Source organism: Buttiauxella sp. AC038 (assembly GCF_979253565.1).
This window is the reverse complement of record NZ_CEEDCQ010000001.1, coordinates 4,832,678-4,856,002: the sequence shown is the minus strand read 5'-3', so window position 1 is coordinate 4,856,002 and position 23,325 is coordinate 4,832,678. Positions and strand designations below refer to the sequence as shown.

Sequence of the window (23,325 nt, the reverse complement as noted above, 5' to 3'; positions counted from 1 at the left end):
AATTTAATTTCACCCGTGAAGGTTCAACACCGTCTTTATAAAGCCACGTAAGTCCTCATTCGTCAATTGCTACGAAATCGTTTCAGCAAACGAATAAATTGCGCTAATTCATGAAATTTAATTACTAACTTCGTGGATAAGCGTTTCTTATGAGGATCCGCTAAAAAGCAGCGTAAAAAGGGGGCAAAACCCCCTGAATCGCTATTTTTAATGCCAACAAAAATGATGAATAACCTGGGTAATAAGTTTGCGCGTTGGCTCAATAAACCGCGTTTCGATGTATTCGTCTGGCTGATGCGCCTGGTTGATAGAACCCGGGCCAAGAACCAGCGTTGGGCAAAGCGTCTGAATAAATGGCGCTTCGGTGCAGTAGTTCACGACTTCGGTTTGCGCACCCAGCAGTTTCTCAACGACTTGTACTAACTGGTGGTCTTTGGCGCATTCATAGCCCGGAATCGGCGGGTGAAGCTCAGAAATCGTCAGGCGGCCAGGCCATTTCTGGCTAACCGGCTCCAGTGCTTCGTTAAGCAAACCGTTCAGGTCGTTTAACGTAAGACCCGGCAGCGGGCGAATATCCATATGCAATTCACAACAAGCACAAATACGGTTGGCGGCATCGCCACCGCTGATATGACCGAGGTTTAGCGTTGGATACGGCACGGTGAAGGCATCATGGTGATAACGCTCTTTCAGGGTGTTCTTCAGCGACATGATGTGGCCGATAGCATCGTGCATCAGTTCGATTGCATTCACACCGCGAGCAGGATCGCTGGAGTGACCGGACTGGCCAAGAATCCGAATCGCATTAGAGATATGGCCTTTATGCGCACGGACGGGCTGCAATGGCGTCGGTTCGCCAATGATTGCGCAGTCCGGGCGAATATGGGTGGTCTCAGAGAAATAGCGAGCGCCCGTCATCGTCGTTTCTTCATCAGCTGTCGCCAGAATATAGAGTGGCTTTTTAAGCTGCGTCACATCCACATCGCGCAATGAATCAAGAATAAAGGCAAAGAAGCCTTTCATGTCGGCAGTGCCGAGACCGTACAGCTTGTTTTCGTGCTCAGTCAGCGTGAACGGGTCGCGTGTCCAGCGGCCATCATCAAACGGCACCGTATCGGTATGCCCTGCCAGCAGTAAGCCACCGGCACCGTTTCCGGTACTCGCCAGCATATTGAATTTATTGCGCGTACCAGGAACCGATTGTACTTCAACATTGAAGCCCAGGTCGCGGAACCATCCAGCCAATAAATTGATTAAAGACTCATTGCTCTGATCCAACGCGCTGTCGGTGGCGCTGATGGAAGGAGTCGCGATCAACGCGCGGTAAATCTCGATAAAAGGAGGTAATTTCATCTTCACTGTTGACAGGCCTTAGCTCGGGTTGGTATACATAATCATGCATTTATATTGAATAAAAATACAATATTAACTGCCGTAAGGGAACCCCAGGTTCCGGTGGATTTAACCACGTAATTGCACGTTGGGTGATGGCTTACCAGCTGACACCTTTAGCAGACACAACCTAAGAAGGTGTACAGCCGAGATGTTGAATACGCTGATTGTTGGTGCCAGCGGTTATGCAGGCGCAGAGCTTGTGAACTATTTGAATCGCCATCCTCATATGAACATAACCGCTTTGACGGTTTCAGCGCAAAGTAATGACGCAGGAAAATTGATATCTGAATTGCATCCGCAATTAAAAGGTATTGTCGACATGCCGTTACAGGCGATGTCGGATATCAGCGAATTTACTGACGGCGTCGATGTGGTGTTCCTCGCCACGGCCCACGAAGTGAGTCACGATCTGGCGCCACAATTCCTGGCAAAAGGCTGTGTTGTTATCGACCTTTCTGGTGCATTCCGCGTTAACGATGCTGAGTTCTATCAACGCTATTACGGTTTTACCCATCAACATCCGGAACTACTGGAGCAGGCGGTGTATGGGCTTGCTGAATGGCAGAGCGACAAACTGAAAGAAACCAGTTTGATCTCAGTCCCAGGTTGCTACCCGACGGCGGCGCAACTGGCGTTAAAACCGCTGATTGATGCCGGGTTGCTGGATTTGACGCAATGGCCAGTGATTAACGCAACCAGCGGGGTCAGTGGTGCAGGGCGTAAGGCCGCGATTTCCAACAGCTTCTGCGAAGTGAGCCTGCAACCGTATGGCATTTTTAACCATCGCCATCATCCAGAAATTTCGACGCATCTTGGTACTCCGGTGATTTTCACACCTCACCTGGGCAATTTCCCGCGTGGGATTCTGGAAACCATCACCTGCCGTCTGAACGCCGGTGTGACGCAGCAACAAATCGCCGATGTTTTTAATCAGGCGTACCAGAATAAACCGTTAGTGCGCCTGTATGACAAAGGTGTGCCGGCACTGAAAAATGTGGTTGGGCTGCCATTCTGCGATATCGGTTTTGCGGTGCAGGGTGAGCATCTGATTGTCGTCGCCACGGAAGACAATCTTCTGAAAGGCGCATCAGCTCAGGCTGTGCAATGCCTGAATATTCGTTTTGGCTTTGCCGAAACGCAGTCTCTTATTTAATTGATGCCGGGTGACATGATGAATCCATTAATTATCAAATTAGGCGGCGTACTGCTCGATAGCGAAGAAGCGCTCGAGCGCCTATTTACGGCGCTGGTGAACTATCGCGAATCCCACCAACGTCCGTTGGTGATTGTGCACGGTGGCGGTTGCCTGGTGGACGAGTTGATGAAAAAGCTCTCGTTGCCAGTGACAAAGAAAAACGGCCTGCGTGTCACGCCTGCTGACCAGATTGACATCATTACTGGTGCGCTTGCTGGGACGGCGAATAAAACCTTGTTGGCGTGGGCGAAAAAGCATGGCATCAATGGTGTGGGTCTTTGTCTCGGTGATGGCGACAGTGTGACGGTCACAAAACTGGATGAAGAACTGGGCCATGTAGGGCTTGCAAAACCGGGTTCGGCTAAGCTGATTACCACGCTTTTAGATTCTGGTTTCCTGCCGATTGTCAGCTCTATTGGCGTCACTGCTGAAGGTGAGTTGATGAACGTGAATGCTGACCAGGCGGCGACCGCTTTGGCCGCAACGCTTGGTGCGGATTTGATTCTGCTGTCAGATGTCAGCGGCATTCTGGATGGCAAAGGGCAACGTATTGCAGAAATGACGGCGGCGAAAGCTGAGCAGTTAATCGCTCAGGGCATTATTACCGACGGCATGATAGTGAAAGTTAACGCGGCGCTGGATGCAGCACGCACGCTGGGTCGCCCGGTGGATATCGCATCCTGGCGTCACGCGGAGCAGTTACCATCATTATTTAACGGTGTAGCCATTGGCACCCGGATCTTAGCTTAATTTTAAAATAAGTTTTTGAAGGATAAGACAATGCAAAATCACGGCATCAAAAAAATCGTTCTCGCATACTCTGGCGGCCTTGATACTTCAGCCATTATTCCATGGCTGAAGGAAAACTACGGCGGCTGTGAAGTGGTCGCATGTGTGGTGGATATCGGCCAGGACCGTGAAGACCTGAAAGGCGTTGAGCAAAAAGCACTGCGCTCCGGTGCAACTGAGTGCTACGTCGTCGATGCGCGTGAAGAGTTCATCAGTGATTACGTTTATCCGGTATTGCAGACCGGCGCACTGTACGAAGGCACCTATTTGCTGGGTACTTCTATGGCGCGTCCGCTTATCGCTAAAGCGCTGGTTGATGTGGCAAATAAAGTGGGCGCAGATGCGCTGTGCCACGGTGCGACCGGTAAAGGTAACGACCAGGTACGTTTCGAATCCGCATGGGCGGCACTGGCACCACATCTGAAAGTGGTTGCGCCATGGCGTGAGTGGAACCTGCGTTCCCGTGAAGCACTGCTTGATTACCTGAAAGAGCGTGACATCCCGACTACCGCTTCTCTTGAGAAAATCTACAGCCGTGACGAAAACGCATGGCACATCTCTACCGAAGGCGGCGTGCTGGAAAGCCCGTGGAATGCACCGAACAAAGATTGCTGGGTCTGGACTGTTGATCCTAAAGAAGCACCAGATCAGGCTGAAGAAGTTACCGTTACGGTTAAGAAAGGCAAAGTCGTTGCCGTTAACGGCGAAGCGATGACGCCGTTCCAGTGCCTGGAAACGTTGAACAAGATTGGTTCTAAGCACGGCATCGGTCGTATTGATATCGTCGAAAACCGTCTGGTAGGGATTAAATCCCGTGGCTGCTACGAAACTCCAGGGGGCACCATTATGATGGCTGCACTGCGTGGCGTTGAGCAACTGGTTCTGGATCGCGATAGCTTCAAATGGCGTGAACAACTGGGCCTGGAAATGTCCTACGTAGTTTATGACGGCCGTTGGTTCGCACCACTGCGTAAATCGCTGCAGGCATCAGCGGAATCGCTGGCAGAAGAAGTGAACGGTGAAGTGATTATTGAGCTGTATAAAGGCCATGTCACTGCGAAGCAGAAAAAATCTCCGAACAGCCTTTATAGCGAAGAGTTCGCAACGTTCGGCGAAGACGAAGTGTATGACCACAGCCACGCGGGCGGCTTTATCCGTCTGTTCTCTTTGTCATCACGTATTCGTGCTTTAAACGAACTTAAGAAGTAATCAGGCTATCTTACTTGTCATTTTGAACCCGGGCAGTGCTTGGACAAAACACTCTGTGTTTTGAACGACCAAAGGTCGGCCCCGAAGGGGTAAGCGAAGCGCATAATCCTCACGTACTTCATGTACGCTCCGGTTCCTGCGCGCTGGCCGTGTCCAAACTGCCTTCGACGATAACGCCTGACGGTAGTCGAATCATTTAATCAATGGAGCATCACTATGGCACTTTGGGGTGGACGTTTTACTCAGGCAGCAGATCAGCGGTTCAAATCGTTCAATGACTCATTACGCTTTGATTACCGACTGGCGGAGCAAGACATTGTGGGTTCTGTCGCCTGGTCCAAAGCGCTGGTTACCGTGGGTGTTCTGACTGTTGCTGAGCAGGTCGAACTTGAGCAGGCATTGAATTTCCTGCTGGAAGAAGTGCATGCCAATCCGCAGGCGATCCTTGAGAGCGATGCGGAAGATATTCACAGCTGGGTGGAAGGCAAACTCATTGACAAAGTCGGTGCGTTGGGTAAAAAACTCCACACTGGCCGTAGCCGTAATGACCAGGTTGCTACCGATCTTAAACTGTGGTGCAAAATGCAAATCAGTGAATTGTTGGGTGCGACTCGCCAACTGCAACATGCGCTGGTTGAAACCGCTGAAAATAACCAGGATGCAGTGATGCCGGGTTACACGCACCTGCAACGTGCGCAGCCGGTGACGTTTGCTCACTGGTGCCTGGCTTATGTTGAAATGCTGGCGCGTGATGAAAGCCGTTTGCAAAGTACCCTTGAGCGCCTCGACGTTAGCCCGCTGGGCAGCGGCGCACTGGCCGGTACAGCCTATGAAATCGACCGCGAGCAACTGGCGGGCTGGTTAGGTTTTGCATCCGCAACGCGCAACAGCCTGGATAGCGTCTCCGATCGTGACCACGTGCTGGAACTGCTTTCTGATGCCTCTATTGGCATGGTTCATCTGTCCCGTTTCGCAGAAGATCTGATTTTCTTCAACACCGGTGAAGCCGGGTTTGTTGAGCTGTCTGACCGCGTGACCTCTGGCTCTTCCCTGATGCCACAAAAGAAGAACCCGGATGCGCTGGAGCTTATCCGTGGTAAATGTGGCCGTGTGCAGGGGGCATTGACGGGCATGATGATGACCCTGAAAGGACTGCCGCTGGCGTATAACAAAGATATGCAGGAAGACAAAGAAGGTCTGTTCGACGCGCTCGATACCTGGATGGATTGTTTGCATATGTCCGTGCTGGTGCTGGATGGTATTCAGGTTAAACGCCCGCGCTGCAAAGAAGCTGCCGAGCAGGGTTATGCCAACGCAACTGAACTGGCTGATTACCTGGTAGCGAAAGGCGTACCGTTCCGTGAAGCGCACCATATTGTGGGTGAAGCGGTAGTCGAAGCGATTCGCCAGGGTAAAGCGCTGGAAGCATTGCCGCTTGCTGATTTGCAGAAATTCAGTGCCACAATCGGTGATGATGTTTACCCGATCCTCTCTTTGCAGTCTTGCCTGGATAAACGTGCAGCCAAAGGCGGCGTGTCTCCTCAGCAGGTAGCGCGAGCGATTGCGGACGCGAAGCAACGTCTGGTGTAGAAGCTTTGCCACATAAAATGAGCCAGGCCTTGTGCCGGGCTTTTTTGTTTTTAGCTTATAAAAAAAGAGCGGACATAATGTCCGCTAAATAATTCACGTTGGCTTCAGTTTTTGTTCGGAGAACAAGGGGTTTCCCCCTACGGCACAACCGGGTCATGGATGGTTTGTGCTGTTGATGACTATTATTCATTATCAATGGTTGATAGGGATAATCGTTCGTTGCTATGATTTCTATCGCCATGGGCTATCATGGCGACGGAGGATAGAGAATGAATATTCGTGATCTAGAATACCTGGTGGCGCTGGCTGAGCATCGTCACTTTCGTCGGGCAGCGGATGCCTGCCATGTCAGTCAGCCAACGCTTAGCGGTCAGATTCGTAAACTTGAAGATGAACTCGGCGTGATGTTGCTTGAACGCACTAGCCGTAAAGTGTTGTTCACTCAGGCGGGTTTGTTGCTGGTGGACCAGGCTCGCACTGTGCTGCGTGAAGTAAAAGTCCTTAAAGAGATGGCGAGTCAGCAGGGCGAGGCAATGTCCGGGCCGCTGCACATCGGTTTGATCCCAACCGTTGGGCCTTATCTGCTGCCGCAGATTATCCCGATGCTGCATAAAACTTTCCCGAAACTAGAAATGTACCTGCACGAGGCGCAGACCCATCAGTTGTTAGCGCAGCTTGATAGCGGAAAACTCGACTGTGCGATTCTCGCTTTGGTGAAAGAGAGTGAAGCCTTTATTGAAGTGCCGCTGTTTGATGAGCCAATGATGCTGGCGATTTACCAGGACCACCCGTGGGCGGACCGTGATCGCGTTCCATTATCGGATCTTGCAGGTGAAAAGCTGTTGATGTTGGAAGACGGGCACTGCCTGCGCGATCAGGCATTAGGTTTCTGTTTTCAAGCGGGAGCGGAAGAAGACACGCATTTCCGTGCAACCAGCCTTGAAACGCTGCGTAACATGGTGGCAGCCGGAAGTGGGATAACATTGTTACCTGCGCTGGCAGTTCCAAACGAGCGCTGCCGGGACGGTGTGGTTTACCTGCCATGTTATAAACCAGAGCCGCGTCGTACTATCGGTCTGGTTTATCGTCCGGGTTCTCCACTGCGTGGTCGCTATGAGCAACTCGCTGAGGCCATCCGCACGCACATGGATGGCCATTTTGAGCCAGAGTTAAAACAAGCGGTTCAAGCCGTTTAAAGCCGCTACTCGATAGGCTTCCGCCATGGTCGGGTAGTTAAAGGTGGTGTTAACAAAGTACTCAATCGTGTTACCACCCCCTTTCTGCTCCATAATTGCCTGGCCGATGTGAATAATTTCGGCCGCACGCTCACCAAAGCAGTGGATCCCTAAAATCTCTTTCGTCTCACGATGGAAGAGAATTTTTAGCGTGCCTACGTTCATGCCAACGATTTGCGCGCGCGCAAGGTGCTTGAACTGCGCCCGGCCCACTTCATACGGCACTTTCATCGACGTTAACTGCTGCTCGGTTTTCCCGACGGAGCTGATTTCCGGAATGGTATAAATACCTGTCGGAATATCTTCAATCAGATGCGCCGTTGCTTCGCCTTTAACCAGAGCTTGGGCCGCGATTCTGCCCTGATCGTAAGCCGCAGATGCCAGGCTCGGGTAACCAATCACATCGCCAACGGCATAAATATGCGGTTGTGCAGTCTGGTACATGCTGTTGACCTTCAACAGACCACGGCCATCTGCTTCCAGCCCAACATTTTCCAGTGACAGCGAATCGGTATTACCCGTGCGCCCGTTCGCATAAAGCAGGCAGTCAGCTTTCACTTTTTTGCCAGACTTTAACGACACAATGACGCCATCTTCCACGCCTTCGATATTCTCAAACTCTTCGTTGTGGCGAATAACGACGCCGCTATTCCAGAAGTGGTAAGAGAGCGAGTCGGACATCTCCTGATCGAGAAACGCCAACAGGCGATCGCGGGTATTAATCAAATCAACCTTGACGTTCATGCCACGGAAGATCGACGCATACTCGCAACCAATCACCCCTGCACCATAAATAATGACGTGGCGTGGTTCATGGTGGAGGTTAAGAATGGAATCGCTGTCGTACACCCGCGGATGGCTGAAATCGACTTCTGGCGGACGATAAGGGCGCGAGCCGCAAGCAATAATGAACTTCTCGGCGGTGATCATCTCCACCGAGCCATCGTGACATTCCAGCGAGATAGTATGTGCATCTACAAAGCGTGCGTCGCCCTGCAACATCTCGCAGCGATTACGCTCATAAAAGCTCTGGCGCATGCGAGTTTGTTGGTTAATGACGCTATCAGCGTGATTAAGAATATCGGCGAAGGATGAACGGAGGAGATGTGTGTGGTCGCTGTATAAAGGGTTTTGGTTAAATTCGATAATGCGGCTGACTGCGTGGCGCAGCGCTTTTGAGGGGATGGTTCCCCAGTGAGTGCAACCGCCACCCACGTTATGGTAGCGCTCAACAACGGCTACCCTTGCTCCGAGTTTCACCAGCCCCATTGCGGCACCTTCGCCGCCAGGACCGGAACCAATTACTATTGCGTCATAATCGTAGGTGTGTGACATGGTAAGGCTTACCTGTTCTTATACATAAAAGCAACACAATGGTAACATCAACAGCGGGATAACCCAATTATCCTTGTGCTTTTTGCTGCGTTACGCGAAGCGGCTCGCGTAAACAATCATTCACAATCCTGTATAAAACCAGTTAAGTTATTCTCTGGTATAGTGCGAGTTCGATTAAGAGATTCAGGCAATATGATGGGTGTAAGAGCGCAACAAAAAGAAAGAACCAGGCGTTCTCTGGTCGAAGCCGCGTTTAGCCAGTTAAGTGCTGAACGAAGTTTTGCCAGCCTGAGTTTGCGCGAAGTCGCCCGTGAGGCTGGTATAGCGCCAACATCGTTTTATCGCCACTTTCGTGATGTTGACGAACTGGGTTTAACGATGGTTGATGAAAGCGGCCTGATGCTGCGCCAGTTAATGCGCCAGGCTCGCCAGCGAATTGCCAAAGGCGGGAGCGTAATTCGTACTTCTGTCTCAACATTTATGGAATTTATCGGTAATAATCCCAACGCATTTCGTTTGTTGTTACGTGAGCGTTCTGGAACATCTGCCGCATTTCGTGCCGCTGTCGCCCGTGAAATTCAGCACTTTATTGCGGAACTTGCTGACTATCTTGAACTCGAAAATCGCATGCCGCGTAGTTTTACTGAAGCGCAGGCAGAAGCGATGGTTACGATTGTCTTTAGTGCTGGTGCCGAAGCGCTGGACGTTGATGCCGATCAGCGTCGTCAGCTTGAAGAGCGCCTGGTACTCCAGCTGCGCATGATTTCAAAAGGTGCGTACTACTGGTATCGCCGGGAGCAAGAAAAAGTGGCATTAGCTCAAATATCTGAAGAGTGAGTAAAGGAAGAGCAATGAAACAGTTACAAGACAGAGGTACGCTCGGGCTGGCGTTTATTGCAGGCCTGGCAATTAACGGAACGTTTGCCGCGTTATTTAGCTCGGTTGTGCCGTTTTCCATTTTCCCGATGATCACGCTGGTGCTGACGGTGTACTGTTTGCATCAACGCTACCTGAACCGCACGATGCCAGTTGGCCTGCCAAGTATTGCTGCGGCGTGCTTTGTGCTAGGTGTCTTGTTATATAGCGCAGTTGTGCGGGCTGAGTATCCGGTGATTGGTTCTAACTTCTTGCCTGCGGTGCTTTCAGTTGCATTGCTGTTCTGGATTGGTTTCAAAGTTCGTGCCCGTAAAGCGCAGGTAACTGAATAGTATTCTTAGCCAGAAATAATAACGGACGCCGAGGCGTCCGTTTTGCTATTTGCGTGTCAGCCACACGCCGCATTCCATATGATGCGTATACGGGAACTGGTCGAAGAGCGCCAGGCGCGAAACATTATGGGTTTCGCTTAATACTTCCAGATTCTCGCATAGGGTCTGCGGGTTGCAGGAAATATAGAGAATACGTGGGTATGCCTGCACCATCCTCACCGTGTCTGCATCCAGACCGCTGCGCGGTGGATCGACGAAAATGGTTTCGCACTGATAGCTTTTCAAGTCGATCCCTTCCAGACGCCTGAATTCACGCACACCATTCATCGCCTGAGTAAACTCTTCTGCTGACATGCGGATAATCTGCACGTTGTCGATTTCATTCGCTGCAATGTTGTATTGCGCGGAAGCGACAGATGGCTTGGCGATTTCAGTCGCCAGTACACGGTTAAAGTTACGTGCTAGCGCCAGAGAGAAGTTACCGTTACCACAGTACAATTCCAGCAGGTCGCCCCTGGAACCCTGAGTTGCATCCAGTGCCCATTCCAGCATATGAATATTCATTGCCGCGTTTGGCTGAGTGAAGCTGTTCTCAACCTGGCGATAAATCATCTCTTTACCGGCAACGGTTAAACGCTCATCAATAAAATCCTGATCCAGTTCGATCTTGGTTTTGGTCGCGCGTCCAATTAAATGAACGTTGAAACCCTGAGCACGCAGATTATCGCGCAATGCTTCAGCGTGTTGCTGCCACTCTTCACCCAACTTGCGATGATAAAGCAACGAAACCACAGCCTGATTGCTCATGGTAGTCAGATAATCAATCTGGAAAAGCTTAAAACGCAGGGCGGGAATATCGCGCACACCATCGAGCATTGCTGGCATTAGTGCGTTGATAAGTTCACTTGCTGCCGGGAAACTATTGACCCGAATACGTTGCTTAGTTTCCTGGTCAAACATGATGTGGTACAGGTCGTCTTCATCGTGCCAGATGCGGAATTCAGCGCGCATCCGGTAATGGCTGACTGGCGAACGGAACACCTCCGGCGCGGGAGCTGCAAAAGGGGCCATCATGCTTTGCAATCGGGCGACTTTTTCGGCCAGTTGCGCGTCGTAAAGTTCTATCGGGAGATGTTCTGGAGTCATAAGCGGCTACCTGTTAATAAAGTCAAACTACGCGGCGATTGTAGGGATTAGGCTCGTGATGTCCAGCGCTGTTGCATTTTGATGCTTATAGACAAGCTTATTAACAAAATCGTAGCATAGCGTTTCCGGCCTTTTTACATGAGTTAAAAGGGAACCCAGTGCAATTCTGGGGCTGACGCGCAGCGGTAAGGAATAGTGGGATGAATGCCATGTGCAGACACTGCTTATATGTACCCCAAATAATTCGAGATGCAGGAAGGCGGCCAGACCGTAAGTCCGCAGGAGCATAGCCTAACTATGCGACTGGGGTGCACGGGCGCAGCCAACGCATCTGCATCTTGAAGTATGACGGGAAAAGTGGGAAGTCATCATCCGTAAATAAAACACATCCAAGCCCGAAGACCTGCCGGTATACGTCGCAATTTGTCATAACTATCGCGTGCTATCGGTTATGTCTGCGGCATCCTTGATTTAAAAGCGGATGCTTATATAAATGAAGTTAAAAAAACTTTCGCTGCTTACGGCGTTGTCCGTAACGGCTTTTTCTGGCTGGGCGCAAGACAGCAATTCTGAAGAAAACCTGGTGGTGACGGCAAATCGTTTTCAGCAACCCGTCAATACTGTTCTGGCTCCAACCGATGTTGTTACCCGGGAAGACATTGACCAATGGCAGGCAAAATCGCTTAACGATGTGATGCGTCGTTTGCCTGGCGTGGATATCGCGCAGTACGGCGGTATTGGGCAAGGTTCTTCTATGTTTATTCGCGGAACCAATGCAAGCCATGTGTTAGTGCTGGTAGATGGTATTCCTATCGCTCGTCCAGGAATCTCTAACACTGCTGATATCAATCAAATCCCCCTTTCATTGGTGCAACGCGTCGAATACATTCGCGGCCCTCGCTCAGCTGTTTATGGATCGGGCGCAATTGGCGGTGTGGTGAATATCATCACGCAAACCGATGAAGATAAATCGCAAATCAATGCGGGTGTAGGCTCGAACGGCTATCAGCAATACGACGGTACTTTGCGTCATCGCTTTGGCGACACCGTGGCGACGGTGGCTGGTTCGTATGAAACGACCAAAGGCTTCAACGTCTTGCCGGACTCACCTTATAGCGGCGATAGCGATCGTGATGGCTATCGCAGCAAATCTTTCTGGGGTGGGCTTGAGCATAAGTTCAGTGACGAGTTTGATGGTTTCTTCCGTGGTTACGGTTATACCAACAATACTGATTACGACCAGGGGTCGTATGGGTATGCCGGTGGTGGCGATGAAGAGCAACTTTACAACCAGACATTCGATGCGGGCATGCGCTTCCATTCTGGCCTTTACTCTTCCCAGTTGTTGGCTAGCTATCAAAAAGTAAAAGACTACAACTATAGCAGCGTGAATGGCCGCTATAACGACGGTACCACTCTCGATAATATGACCCAGCGTAACATTCAGTGGGGTAATAACTTTGTTGTAGGAAATGGCTCAGTCAGTGCAGGCGTTGATTGGCAGCAGCAGCGCTTGACGTCTTCAGACACTGCGATGTCTGATACCTATAAGCGCGATAACACGGGTGCTTACCTCAGCGGTCAGCAGCAGTTTGGTGATGTGACGCTGGAAGCCTCTGGTCGTGAAGATAATGACGAACAATTTGGCTGGCACGGCACATGGCAGACGGCCGCTGGCTGGGAATTTGTTGAAGGTTATCGTGCGACGGTCTCTTATGGTACCGGGTTCCTCGCGCCATCGCTTGGGCAGCAGTTTGGTTCGACACGTTTTGGTATCGACTCAAATCCAAACCTGAAGCCAGAAGAGTCTAAACAATGGGAAGCCGGACTTGAAGGATTGACAGGGCCAGTAGATTGGCGCTTGTCGGCTTATCATTACCAGATAGAAAACCTCATTACCTACTATTCTGCCCCGGGATCTTTCGAAGGGAATTACGACAACATCAAGTCCGCGACCATCAAAGGGCTGGAATGGACGGGCAGCGTTGATACCGGCATCTTTACCCATAAAGTGACGCTTCAGTATATGGACCCGCGTGATGACCAGACTGATGAGGTGTTGGCTCGTCGCGCCAAACGTCAGGCGAAGTATCAGCTCGACTGGAGTATGTTTAATGTCGATATGGATGTTGCGTGGCAGTACTACGGCAAACGCTACGACAACAATACTTCTTCGTACAGCCCGACTCAGCAGGTTTTGCCGAGTTACAGCACTGTTGATGTTTCCGCATCATATCCTGTCACCTCACAGCTAACCGTTCGTGGTAGAATTGCCAACCTGTTCGATAAAGATTACGAGACGGTTTATGGCTATCAAACCCCAGGACGGGAATACTACCTCACTGGCAGCTATACCTTCTAATACACGTCCCACCGTACTGGTTTTCGATTCCGGTGTCGGTGGGCTTTCTGTGTATGACGAAGTCCGGCAGCTTTTGCCTGACCTGCACTATATATATGCCTTCGATAACGTGGCATTTCCCTACGGTGAGAAAAGCGAAGAGTTCATTGTTGAGCGCGTAGTTGAAATTGTTACTGCGGTTCAGGAACGTTACCCACTCGCGCTCGCCATCATCGCCTGTAATACGGCGAGTACCGTTTCGCTTCCTGCGCTACGTGAAAAATTCGCTTTCCCCGTCGCCGGCGTTGTCCCTGCTATTAAACCTGCTGCGCGTCTGACGACTAACGGTGTTGTCGGTTTGCTTGCAACGCGCGGTACGGTTCGCCGTCCTTATACTCACGAGCTGGTTGCGCGCTTTGCGTCAGAATGCAAAATCGAAATGCTCGGTTCGGCAGAGCTGGTGGAGTTAGCAGAGGCCAAATTACACGGGTACGCTGTCGACCTTGAAGAACTGCGTAAGATCCTTCGTCCATGGCTAAGAATGAAAGAGCCACCTGATACAGTTGTATTAGGCTGCACTCATTTCCCTCTATTAGAAGAAGAGTTACTGCAAGTCCTGCCGGAAGGCACCAGGCTGATTGATTCAGGTGCTGCGATTGCTCGCCGTACCGTATGGCTTTTAGAGCATGAATCTCCGAAAGCATTATCTTCTGATGAGAACATTGCGTTCTGTATGGGGCTTACGCCTGAGATTGCACAATTAGCACCCGTTTTGCAGCGTTATGGCTTCCCAAGGCTTGAAAAACTGGCTGTTTGTAGCGATTTCGAATAAAAAATCGACGGTTGAAATAAAAATTGAAAATAGGGGTTGTCAGCTTCCAGAAAATCCCTATACTGCGCCTCCACTGACACGGCACAACGGCTTACAAACCGGCTTGTCAGCCAGACGAAAAGCGAAAATAAACGCTTGACTCTGAAAGAGGAAGGCGTAATATACGCATCCTCGAGTTAGCAAGCGAAAGCACGCAACTCACTGCTCTTTAACAATTTATCAGACAATCTGTGTGGGCACTCGCAGGATTGATATCTCAAGTACCTTCGGGTACAAAAAAATATCAAGTCTTGAAGAGTGACCAAGCAGTAATTCATTTAGTTGAATTATTACGAAAGTTAATTTTTGAGCACCGCTTCACGAGTTGAAGCAAATCAAGCTTTTAATTGAAGAGTTTGATCATGGCTCAGATTGAACGCTGGCGGCAGGCCTAACACATGCAAGTCGAGCGGTAGCACAGGGAGCTTGCTCCTGGGTGACGAGCGGCGGACGGGTGAGTAATGTCTGGGAAACTGCCTGATGGAGGGGGATAACTACTGGAAACGGTAGCTAATACCGCATAACGTCTTCGGACCAAAGAGGGGGACCTTCGGGCCTCTTGCCATCAGATGTGCCCAGATGGGATTAGCTAGTAGGTGAGGTAATGGCTCACCTAGGCGACGATCCCTAGCTGGTCTGAGAGGATGACCAGCCACACTGGAACTGAGACACGGTCCAGACTCCTACGGGAGGCAGCAGTGGGGAATATTGCACAATGGGCGCAAGCCTGATGCAGCCATGCCGCGTGTATGAAGAAGGCCTTCGGGTTGTAAAGTACTTTCAGCGAGGAGGAAGGCATTGTGGTTAATAACCACAGTGATTGACGTTACTCGCAGAAGAAGCACCGGCTAACTCCGTGCCAGCAGCCGCGGTAATACGGAGGGTGCAAGCGTTAATCGGAATTACTGGGCGTAAAGCGCACGCAGGCGGTTTGTCAAGTCGGATGTGAAATCCCCGGGCTCAACCTGGGAACTGCATTCGAAACTGGCAAGCTAGAGTCTTGTAGAGGGGGTAGAATTCCAGGTGTAGCGGTGAAATGCGTAGAGATCTGGAGGAATACCGGTGGCGAAGGCGGCCCCCTGGACAAAGACTGACGCTCAGGTGCGAAAGCGTGGGGAGCAAACAGGATTAGATACCCTGGTAGTCCACGCCGTAAACGATGTCGACTTGGAGGTTGTTCCCTTGAGGAGTGGCTTCCGGAGCTAACGCGTTAAGTCGACCGCCTGGGGAGTACGGCCGCAAGGTTAAAACTCAAATGAATTGACGGGGGCCCGCACAAGCGGTGGAGCATGTGGTTTAATTCGATGCAACGCGAAGAACCTTACCTACTCTTGACATCCACAGAATTCGGCAGAGATGCCTTAGTGCCTTCGGGAACTGTGAGACAGGTGCTGCATGGCTGTCGTCAGCTCGTGTTGTGAAATGTTGGGTTAAGTCCCGCAACGAGCGCAACCCTTATCCTTTGTTGCCAGCGGTTCGGCCGGGAACTCAAAGGAGACTGCCAGTGATAAACTGGAGGAAGGTGGGGATGACGTCAAGTCATCATGGCCCTTACGAGTAGGGCTACACACGTGCTACAATGGCGCATACAAAGAGAAGCGACCTCGCGAGAGCAAGCGGACCTCATAAAGTGCGTCGTAGTCCGGATCGGAGTCTGCAACTCGACTCCGTGAAGTCGGAATCGCTAGTAATCGTAGATCAGAATGCTACGGTGAATACGTTCCCGGGCCTTGTACACACCGCCCGTCACACCATGGGAGTGGGTTGCAAAAGAAGTAGGTAGCTTAACCTTCGGGAGGGCGCTTACCACTTTGTGATTCATGACTGGGGTGAAGTCGTAACAAGGTAACCGTAGGGGAACCTGCGGTTGGATCACCTCCTTACCTAAAAGATACAAACCCGCGTAGTGCTCACACAGATTGTCTGATAGAAAACGAGCAGTAAAACCTTATAGGCTTGTAGCTCAGGTGGTTAGAGCGCACCCCTGATAAGGGTGAGGTCGGTGGTTCAAGTCCACTCAGGCCTACCAAATTCTCCCCTGTTCTGCGTTGCAACTCCAGCTCGCATAGTTAACTATGCGTCGTGTAGTCGCGCCTTGAACAGTGAAGAATTCACGGTAAATCAAAGGTTTTACGAAATCGATGGGGCTATAGCTCAGCTGGGAGAGCGCCTGCCTTGCACGCAGGAGGTCAGCGGTTCGATCCCGCTTAGCTCCACCATCATTTCATGCTCACCCAATACTTCTAAGTGTACTGTTTAACAGTGTGCTGAGAAGTATTTGCTCTTTAAAAATCCGGAACAAGCTGAAAATTGAAACGACACACTGTTTCCTTTCTCCGTAATAAGAAAGGAATAGAAGTGTGTTCGAGTCTCTCAAATTTTCACAACATACGAGTGTGTCTTACGAGACATCTTCGGGTTGTGAGGTTAAGCGACTAAGCGTACACGGTGGATGCCCTGGCAGTCAGAGGCGATGAAGGACGTGCTAATCTGCGATAAGCGTCGGTAAGGTGATATGAACCGTTATAACCGACGATTTCCGAATGGGGAAACCCAGTGCAATTCGTTGCACTATCGTTAAGTGAATACATAGCTTAACGAAGCGAACCGAGGGAACTGAAACATCTAAGTACCTCGAGGAAAAGAAATCAACCGAGATTCCCCCAGTAGCGGCGAGCGAACGGGGAACAGCCCAGAGTCTGAATCAGTTTGTGCATTAGTGGAAGCGTCTGGAAAGTCGCAGGGTACAGGGTGATACTCCCGTACACAAAAATGCACTTGCTGTGAACTCGAAGAGTAGGGCGGGACACGTGGTATCCTGTCTGAATATGGGGGGACCATCCTCCAAGGCTAAATACTCCTGACTGACCGATAGCGAACAAGTACCGTGAGGGAAAGGCGAAAAGAACCCCGGCGAGGGGAGTGAAACAGAACCTGAAACCGTGTACGTACAAGCAGTGGGAGCCTCTTTTATGGGGTGACTGCGTACCTTTTGTATAATGGGTCAGCGACTTATATTCTGTAGCAAGGTTAACCGTATAGGGGAGCCGCAGGGAAACCGAGTCTTAACTGGGCGTTAAGTTGCAGGGTATAGACCCGAAACCCGGTGATCTAGCCATGGGCAGGTTGAAGGTTGGGTAACACTAACTGGAGGACCGAACCGACTAATGTTGAAAAATTAGCGGATGACTTGTGGCTGGGGGTGAAAGGCCAATCAAACCGGGAGATAGCTGGTTCTCCCCGAAAGCTATTTAGGTAGCGCCTCGTGAACTCATCTTCGGGGGTAGAGCACTGTTTCGGCTAGGGGGCCATCCCGGCTTACCAACCCGATGCAAACTACGAATACCGAAGAATGTTATCACGGGAGACACACGGCGGGTGCTAACGTCCGTCGTGAAGAGGGAAACAACCCAGACCGCCAGCTAAGGTCCCAAAGTCATGGTTAAGTGGGAAACGATGTGGGAAGGCACAGACAGCCAGGATGTTGGCTTAGAAGCAGCCATCATTTAAAGAAAGCGTAATAGCTCACTGGTCGAGTCGGCCTGCGCGGAAGATGTAACGGGGCTAAACCATGCACCGAAGCTGCGGCAGCGACGCTTATGCGTTGTTGGGTAGGGGAGCGTTCTGTAAGCCGTCGAAGCTTACCTGTGAGGGTAGGTGGAGGTATCAGAAGTGCGAATGCTGACATAAGTAACGATAAAGCGGGTGAAAAACCCGCTCGCCGGAAGACCAAGGGTTCCTGTCCAACGTTAATCGGGGCAGGGTGAGTCGACCCCTAAGGCGAGGCCGAAAGGCGTAGTCGATGGGAAACAGGTTAATATTCCTGTACTCGGTGTGACTGCGAAGGGGGGACGGAGAGGGCTATGTTAGCCGGGCGACGGTTGTCCCGGTTTAAGCATGTAGGCGGAGAGTTTAGGTAAATCCGGACTCTTATCTAACGCTGAGGTGTGATGACGAGGCACTACGGTGCTGAAGTAACAAATGCCGCACTTCCAGGAAAAGCCTCTAAGCATCAGGTCACATCAAATCGTACCCCAAACCGACACAGGTGGTCAGGTAGAGAATACCAAGGCGCTTGAGAGAACTCGGGTGAAGGAACTAGGCAAAATGGTGCCGTAACTTCGGGAGAAGGCACGCTGTCGGTAGGTGAAGTCCCTCGCGGATGGAGCTGAAGGCAGTCGAAGATACCAGCTGGCTGCAACTGTTTATTAAAAACACAGCACTGTGCAAACACGAAAGTGGACGTATACGGTGTGACGCCTGCCCGGTGCCGGAAGGTTAATTGATGGGGTTAAGCGCAAGCTGAAGCTCTTGATCGAAGCCCCGGTAAACGGCGGCCGTAACTATAACGGTCCTAAGGTAGCGAAATTCCTTGTCGGGTAAGTTCCGACCTGCACGAATGGCGTAATGATGGCCAGGCTGTCTCCACCCGAGACTCAGTGAAATTGAAATCGCTGTGAAGATGCAGTGTACCCGCGGCAAGACGGAAAGACCCCGTGAACCTTTACTATAGCTTGACACTGAACACTGGTCCTTGATGTGTAGGATAGGTGGGAGGCTTTGAAGCGAGGACGCCAGTTCTTGTGGAGCCAACCTTGAAATACCACCCTTTAATGGCTGGTGTTCTAACGTAGACCCGTAATCCGGGTTGCGGACAGTGTCTGGTGGGTAGTTTGACTGGGGCGGTCTCCTCCTAAAGCGTAACGGAGGAGCACGAAGGTTAGCTAATCACGGTCGGACATCGTGAGGTTAGTGCAAAGGCATAAGCTAGCTTGACTGCGAGAGTGACGGCTCGAGCAGGTGCGAAAGCAGGTCTTAGTGATCCGGTGGTTCTGAATGGAAGGGCCATCGCTCAACGGATAAAAGGTACTCCGGGGATAACAGGCTGATACCGCCCAAGAGTTCATATCGACGGCGGTGTTTGGCACCTCGATGTCGGCTCATCACATCCTGGGGCTGAAGTAGGTCCCAAGGGTATGGCTGTTCGCCATTTAAAGTGGTACGCGAGCTGGGTTTAGAACGTCGTGAGACAGTTCGGTCCCTATCTGCCGTGGGCGCTGGAGAATTGAGGGGGGCTGCTCCTAGTACGAGAGGACCGGAGTGGACGCATCACTGGTGTTCGGGTTGTCATGCCAATGGCATTGCCCGGTAGCTAAATGCGGAAAAGATAAGCGCTGAAAGCATCTAAGCGCGAAACTTGCCCCGAGATGAATTCTCCCTGGGAACTTGATTCCCCTGAAGGAACGTTGAAGACTACGACGTTGATAGGCTGGGTGTGTAAGCGTAGCGATACGTTGAGCTAACCAGTACTAATGATCCGTGAGGCTTAACCTTACAACACCGAAGGTGTTTTGGTTGAGAGACTAAGCATTTGATTTTCAGCTTGAACCGAGATTTTAAGTCGATGGTTATGTGAAAGCATGACGGTTGATGAAACAGAATATGCCTGGCGGCACTAGCGCGGTGGTCCCACCTGACCCCATGCCGAACTCAGAAGTGAAACGCCGTAGCGCCGATGGTAGTGTGGGGTCTCCCCATGCGAGAGTAGGGAACTGCCAGGCTCTAAATTCAAAGCAGTAAAAGCCAGAATGTGACATCTGGTGGTAATAAGAAAGAAATTCGGTGGAGCGGTAGTTCAGTCGGTTAGAATACCTGCCTGTCACGCAGGGGGTCGCGGGTTCGAGTCCCGTCCGTTCCGCCACTTATAAAAAAATTATGCCTGCTTAATCAGCGGGCTTAATAATAAGCGTTATTTAGGGGCGTAGCTCAGTTGGTAGAGCACCGGTCTCCAAAACCGGGTGTCGCGAGTTCGAGTCTCTCCGCCCCTGCCATATAATGATCCTTTGCTTCGGCAAAGGATTTTTTTGCCTAAAATTCCTCAAATTATCCCTCAAATCTATAAAAGCGCATTACTGCGCCATAAGTGGTGTCTTTAATAACTCTTTGATTGTGCTTTGTTTATCGCTATTTTGTAGCCAGATTGCATACAAAGGGCGCGAAAGTATATTTGTATCGGGTACCTGGTAAATTCCTTCGCATTCTTTGGCCCATTCGATGGGTAAAAATGAACAACCATTGAGTGGTGCCAACAATTTATAGGCTATTTGTGCTGAGCTAGTCGTTAGAACTGGAATGCTATCATTGTTGATAAGGCCCGCTTCATGCTGTTGAAAATCAGGACCCCACTCCAGACGTAAATACGTTAACCCTGTTTTTGAGCTTTGTTGTGAAGAAGAAAATAGTGCCAGGTTAAAATGCCCTAATAACTGGCATGAAAATTCGTCCATCTTTGGCGATTCTGTCGTGATCAGCAGATCAAGCTGACGTTCATGCAATTGTTTAACTAGCGACTGGCGTTGGGAAATACGGGCTTCAAATTGAAGACCTTTGTGCTGTTGATACAGTGCAACAAGCCATTCAGAAAGCATGCATTCCCAAAGTGAGGAACTAGCACCAATCGTTAGCTCATTGTGCTGAGATGTGTTGGAAACTTCTTTTTTGGCAGCGAGCCAGGTATTCATGAGGTTTTCTGCATAAGGCAACAAACGCTCACCTGCTGTCGTCAGGCGAATATTATTACGATGACGAGTAAAAAGATTCACGCCGAGTTGATTCTCTAATTGACGAATTCTGAAGCTAACTGCTGATTGCGTTAGATAAAGAGCCTCTGCAGCCCGCCCAAAATGCCGCGTTCGGCTCACTTCAAGAAACGTTTTTAATAATTCAGTATCCACAACTCTCTCCCAAAAAAATTTGTCGTTATGATTTAAATGTTTTGTTTGACGCTCTGTCAAGCGTAACTAATACTCCGCGCCATAAATAGCTCGACCAAGAGAATTAGGAGCGTGCAGGATGGCGGAAAGCTTTACGACGACTAATCGGTTTTTCGATAATAAACATTATCCGCGTGGGTTCGCTCGCCATGGTGATTTCACCATCAAAGAAGCCCAGTTATTAGAGCGCCATGGTTATGCGTTCAATGAGCTGGATCTTGGCAAGCGTGAGCCTGGTACTGAAGAGGAAGTTCTGTTTGTAGCTGTATGCCGTGGTCAACGTGAGCCGGTGACAGATGCGGAACGTGTGTGGAGCAAGTATATGACGCGAATTAAGCGTCCTAAACGTTTCCATACCCTCTCCGGTGGCAAGCCGCAGGCGGATGCGGTTGAAGACTATACCGACAGTGATGATTAATAAAAATGGGGCGAAAGCCCCATTTTTTATCCTGTTAACTGTTGTAGGTGAATGAGTAATCGGTCAATCGCCCGATAGCTCAATGCTTCTAGAAGATGTTCCCTCTGTATCTGTTTGTGTTCCTGAATATCTGCAATTGTTCGTGCAACTTTTAATAATCGATGCCATGCACGCACCGACAACCCCAACTTCGCCAATGTCTCTTCAAGCCACATGGCATCATTGTGCTCAATGGCACAATGTTTTCTGATTTCATGATTATCCAGTCTCGAATTTAACTTTTGCTGTCTATCATACTGTCGCTGTTGTGTAGCGATGACTCTTGCTCTTACGTCTGCGCTACTTTCGCTGCTTACACCGGGATTACTTAGCATTCCCGGTGGCGGAAGTGGGATCTCTGTGGATAAATCAAATCTATCAAGAAAAGGCCCTGAAAGGCGGCTAAGGTAGCGCAGCGTTTGTTCGGGTGTGCAGCGATTATGCTTACCTTGATAGTGACCTGTTGGACTTGGGTTCATAGCTGCCAGAAGTTGAAAATTGGCAGGGTAGCTAATTTTTGCACGGGTACGGGAAATATGAATTTCCCCTGATTCTATAGGCTCGCGTAATGCGTCAAGCACACGGCGTTCAAATTCCGGGAGTTCATCGAGAAATAACACACCGTTATGTGCCAGAGAAATTTCACCGGGTCTTGGAATTGAACCTCCACCAACCATTGCACTCAGTGAAGCGCTATGATGAGGCGCTCTGAATGGGCGCTGGCGCCACTGTTGCTGTAAAGAATGTGGATTGACCAGGCTTAGAATGGCTGCACTCTCCAGTGCTTCACCGTCGCTTAAAGGGGGGAGTAAAGTATTCAGGCGGCTGACCAGCATGGTTTTACCCGTTCCTGGGGGGCCAATGAGTAATAGGTTATGCCCACCAGCCGCGGTGATCTCTAGTGCTCGCTTCCCCTGAGACTGACCAAAAATTTCATTAAGGTCTTGCCGATATTCAATGTGTTGCTGCTGTCGTTTTTCTGGAGCTGATAATTCGGCTCTGCCTTCAAGGAATGCGCAGACTTCAGTGAGGTGGTTTGCAATAAGGCAGCCAGCTTGTGTTATCAAACTAAGTTCAGCGGAGTTTTCATCGGCAACGATTATTTTCTTCCCTGATTTTAAAGCCTCCATAGCAGATGAAATTGCGCCAGGGACGCCTCGTAGAGCCCCAGTAAGCGCGAGTTCACCAACGAACTCATATTCACTTAACTTATCAATAGAGAGCTGCTCAGACGCTGCCAACAATGCGAGAGCAATAGGTAGGTCATACCTGCCGCCTTCCTTAGGAAGATCTGCCGGCGCGAGATTTATCGTGATTTTCCGGGCCGGGAAAGTATAGCCACTGTTGATGATGGCACTTCGTACTCTGTCCCGAGCTTCACGGACAGTGGTTTCTGGTAAACCCACAAGGGTTAAACCTGGTAACCCTTGGCTGATATGAACCTCTACGGTGACCAATGGGGCTGCAATGCCTAATGCTGCCCTTGTATTAACAACTGCCAGTGACATCGCTCTTTCCTCTTGGGTGAACTTTTATCCTGTCAGCTTGCTAATAGTGCATAAAGAGGTGAAATAATGTTCTTCGTAATGCCTTCCAGACTTTCGGGTGAGATTTCTTTTTTGAAAATAATGCTGCGATGAACTTCGCAAAAGATTTATTTCTGGAAGAGTTTTTGGCAATAGAGATAAGAAATCGCTCTATATGAAATATTTTCACTATCTCGTTATTTGCTGAAAACAAATAGTTTTTCTGCCAGCCAATTTTTTCAGCCTCTGTTTCAA

The 23,325-nt window shown here is 50.2% G+C and carries 15 protein-coding genes, 4 tRNA genes, 3 rRNA genes and 1 riboswitch; of the genes, 17 read left to right on the top strand and 5 right to left on the bottom strand.

Going from position 1 to position 23,325, the window contains the following annotated elements; genetic code table 11:
* Positions 1–207: 207 nt before the first annotated feature.
* Positions 208–1,359 carry an acetylornithine deacetylase gene (gene argE, locus AC0IXI_RS22955; protein ID WP_471683161.1) on the bottom strand — a complete coding sequence of 384 codons (1,152 nt, stop codon included), beginning with the start codon at positions 1,357–1,359 and terminating at the stop codon, positions 208–210.
* 184 nt (positions 1,360–1,543) lie between these two features.
* On the opposite strand from argE, the gene argC reads away from it, so the two are divergent.
* From argC to oxyR, 5 genes are all read left to right on the top strand, one after another.
* A complete protein-coding gene (gene argC, locus AC0IXI_RS22950; RefSeq protein ID WP_232866031.1) occupies positions 1,544–2,548 on the top strand; it encodes an N-acetyl-gamma-glutamyl-phosphate reductase in 1,005 nt (334 codons plus the stop codon).
* Between the two features lie 15 nt (positions 2,549–2,563).
* On the top strand, positions 2,564–3,340 hold the full coding sequence (argB, locus tag AC0IXI_RS22945; protein WP_120066756.1) for an acetylglutamate kinase: 777 nt from the start codon (positions 2,564–2,566) through the stop codon (positions 3,338–3,340).
* Between the two features lie 30 nt (positions 3,341–3,370).
* On the top strand, positions 3,371–4,588 hold the full coding sequence (locus AC0IXI_RS22940; protein ID WP_064515111.1) for an argininosuccinate synthase: 1,218 nt from the start codon (positions 3,371–3,373) through the stop codon (positions 4,586–4,588).
* A 216-nt stretch (positions 4,589–4,804) separates the two neighbouring features.
* Positions 4,805–6,178, top strand: a complete 1,374-nt coding sequence (gene argH / locus AC0IXI_RS22935) for an argininosuccinate lyase (protein ID WP_134187621.1) — start codon at positions 4,805–4,807, stop codon at positions 6,176–6,178.
* A 269-nt stretch (positions 6,179–6,447) separates the two neighbouring features.
* Positions 6,448–7,374, top strand: a complete 927-nt coding sequence (oxyR, locus tag AC0IXI_RS22930) for a DNA-binding transcriptional regulator OxyR (RefSeq protein WP_064515114.1) — start codon at positions 6,448–6,450, stop codon at positions 7,372–7,374.
* Here oxyR and sthA read toward each other — a convergent pair.
* The gene (gene sthA, locus AC0IXI_RS22925) at positions 7,348–8,748 is read right to left on the bottom strand and encodes a Si-specific NAD(P)(+) transhydrogenase (protein ID WP_034461384.1); all 1,401 of its coding nucleotides are present in this window, start codon (positions 8,746–8,748) and stop codon (positions 7,348–7,350) included. The genes oxyR and sthA overlap by 27 nt on opposite strands.
* A 192-nt stretch (positions 8,749–8,940) precedes the next feature.
* Between sthA and fabR the strand changes: the two genes are divergently transcribed.
* On the top strand, positions 8,941–9,585 hold the full coding sequence (gene fabR / locus AC0IXI_RS22920; protein ID WP_115631628.1) for an HTH-type transcriptional repressor FabR: 645 nt from the start codon (positions 8,941–8,943) through the stop codon (positions 9,583–9,585).
* 14 nt (positions 9,586–9,599) lie between these two features.
* Positions 9,600–9,956 carry a YijD family membrane protein gene (locus AC0IXI_RS22915; RefSeq protein ID WP_424221622.1) on the top strand — a complete coding sequence of 119 codons (357 nt, stop codon included), beginning with the start codon at positions 9,600–9,602 and terminating at the stop codon, positions 9,954–9,956.
* Between the two features lie 45 nt (positions 9,957–10,001).
* Here the strand turns inward: AC0IXI_RS22915 and trmA are convergent, their stop codons facing one another.
* Positions 10,002–11,102, bottom strand: coding sequence for a tRNA (uridine(54)-C5)-methyltransferase TrmA (gene trmA, locus AC0IXI_RS22910; protein ID WP_471683160.1), 1,101 nt, complete (start codon positions 11,100–11,102; stop codon positions 10,002–10,004).
* Between the two features lie 109 nt (positions 11,103–11,211).
* Positions 11,212–11,527, top strand: a riboswitch (cobalamin riboswitch).
* A gap of 68 nt (positions 11,528–11,595) precedes the next feature.
* On the opposite strand from trmA, the gene btuB reads away from it, so the two are divergent.
* The 9 genes from btuB to AC0IXI_RS22865 all read left to right on the top strand — a co-directional run bounded on the left by btuB (position 11,596) and on the right by AC0IXI_RS22865 (position 20,145).
* Positions 11,596–13,464: a TonB-dependent vitamin B12 receptor BtuB gene (btuB, locus tag AC0IXI_RS22905; RefSeq protein ID WP_134187619.1), complete on the top strand. Its 1,869-nt coding sequence runs from the start codon at positions 11,596–11,598 to the stop codon at positions 13,462–13,464.
* Positions 13,409–14,275 (top strand): glutamate racemase, encoded by an 867-nt coding sequence (gene murI, locus AC0IXI_RS22900; protein ID WP_471683159.1) that lies wholly within the window; start codon positions 13,409–13,411, stop codon positions 14,273–14,275. Before btuB ends, murI begins: the two co-directional genes overlap by 56 nt.
* Positions 14,276–14,658: 383 nt before the next feature.
* Positions 14,659–16,197: ribosomal RNA gene (locus tag AC0IXI_RS22895) — 16S ribosomal RNA — on the top strand.
* A 69-nt stretch (positions 16,198–16,266) separates the two neighbouring features.
* Positions 16,267–16,343: transfer RNA gene (locus tag AC0IXI_RS22890), tRNA-Ile, on the top strand.
* Positions 16,344–16,457: 114 nt separating this feature from the next.
* Positions 16,458–16,533: transfer RNA gene (locus tag AC0IXI_RS22885), tRNA-Ala, on the top strand.
* A 206-nt stretch (positions 16,534–16,739) separates the two neighbouring features.
* Positions 16,740–19,648: ribosomal RNA gene (locus AC0IXI_RS22880) — 23S ribosomal RNA — on the top strand.
* Between the two features lie 111 nt (positions 19,649–19,759).
* A 5S ribosomal RNA gene (rrf, locus tag AC0IXI_RS22875) occupies positions 19,760–19,875 on the top strand.
* The 16S, 23S and 5S rRNA genes sit together here with 4 tRNA genes alongside, the layout of an rRNA operon.
* A gap of 63 nt (positions 19,876–19,938) precedes the next feature.
* A tRNA-Asp gene (locus AC0IXI_RS22870) sits at positions 19,939–20,015 on the top strand.
* 54 nt (positions 20,016–20,069) lie between these two features.
* Positions 20,070–20,145, top strand: a tRNA-Trp gene (locus AC0IXI_RS22865).
* A gap of 78 nt (positions 20,146–20,223) precedes the next feature.
* Here the strand turns inward: AC0IXI_RS22865 and hdfR are convergent.
* Positions 20,224–21,108: an HTH-type transcriptional regulator HdfR gene (gene hdfR / locus AC0IXI_RS22860; protein WP_471683158.1), complete on the bottom strand. Its 885-nt coding sequence runs from the start codon at positions 21,106–21,108 to the stop codon at positions 20,224–20,226.
* A gap of 58 nt (positions 21,109–21,166) precedes the next feature.
* Here hdfR and AC0IXI_RS22855 point away from each other — a divergent pair, with 58 nt between their 5' ends.
* Positions 21,167–21,505, top strand: a complete 339-nt coding sequence (locus AC0IXI_RS22855) for a MaoP family protein (protein ID WP_064515136.1) — start codon at positions 21,167–21,169, stop codon at positions 21,503–21,505.
* 26 nt (positions 21,506–21,531) lie between these two features.
* Here the strand turns inward: AC0IXI_RS22855 and AC0IXI_RS22850 are convergent, their stop codons facing one another.
* Positions 21,532–23,052, bottom strand: coding sequence for a YifB family Mg chelatase-like AAA ATPase (locus AC0IXI_RS22850; RefSeq protein ID WP_471683157.1), 1,521 nt, complete (start codon positions 23,050–23,052; stop codon positions 21,532–21,534).
* Between the last annotated feature and the right edge of the window lie 273 nt (positions 23,053–23,325).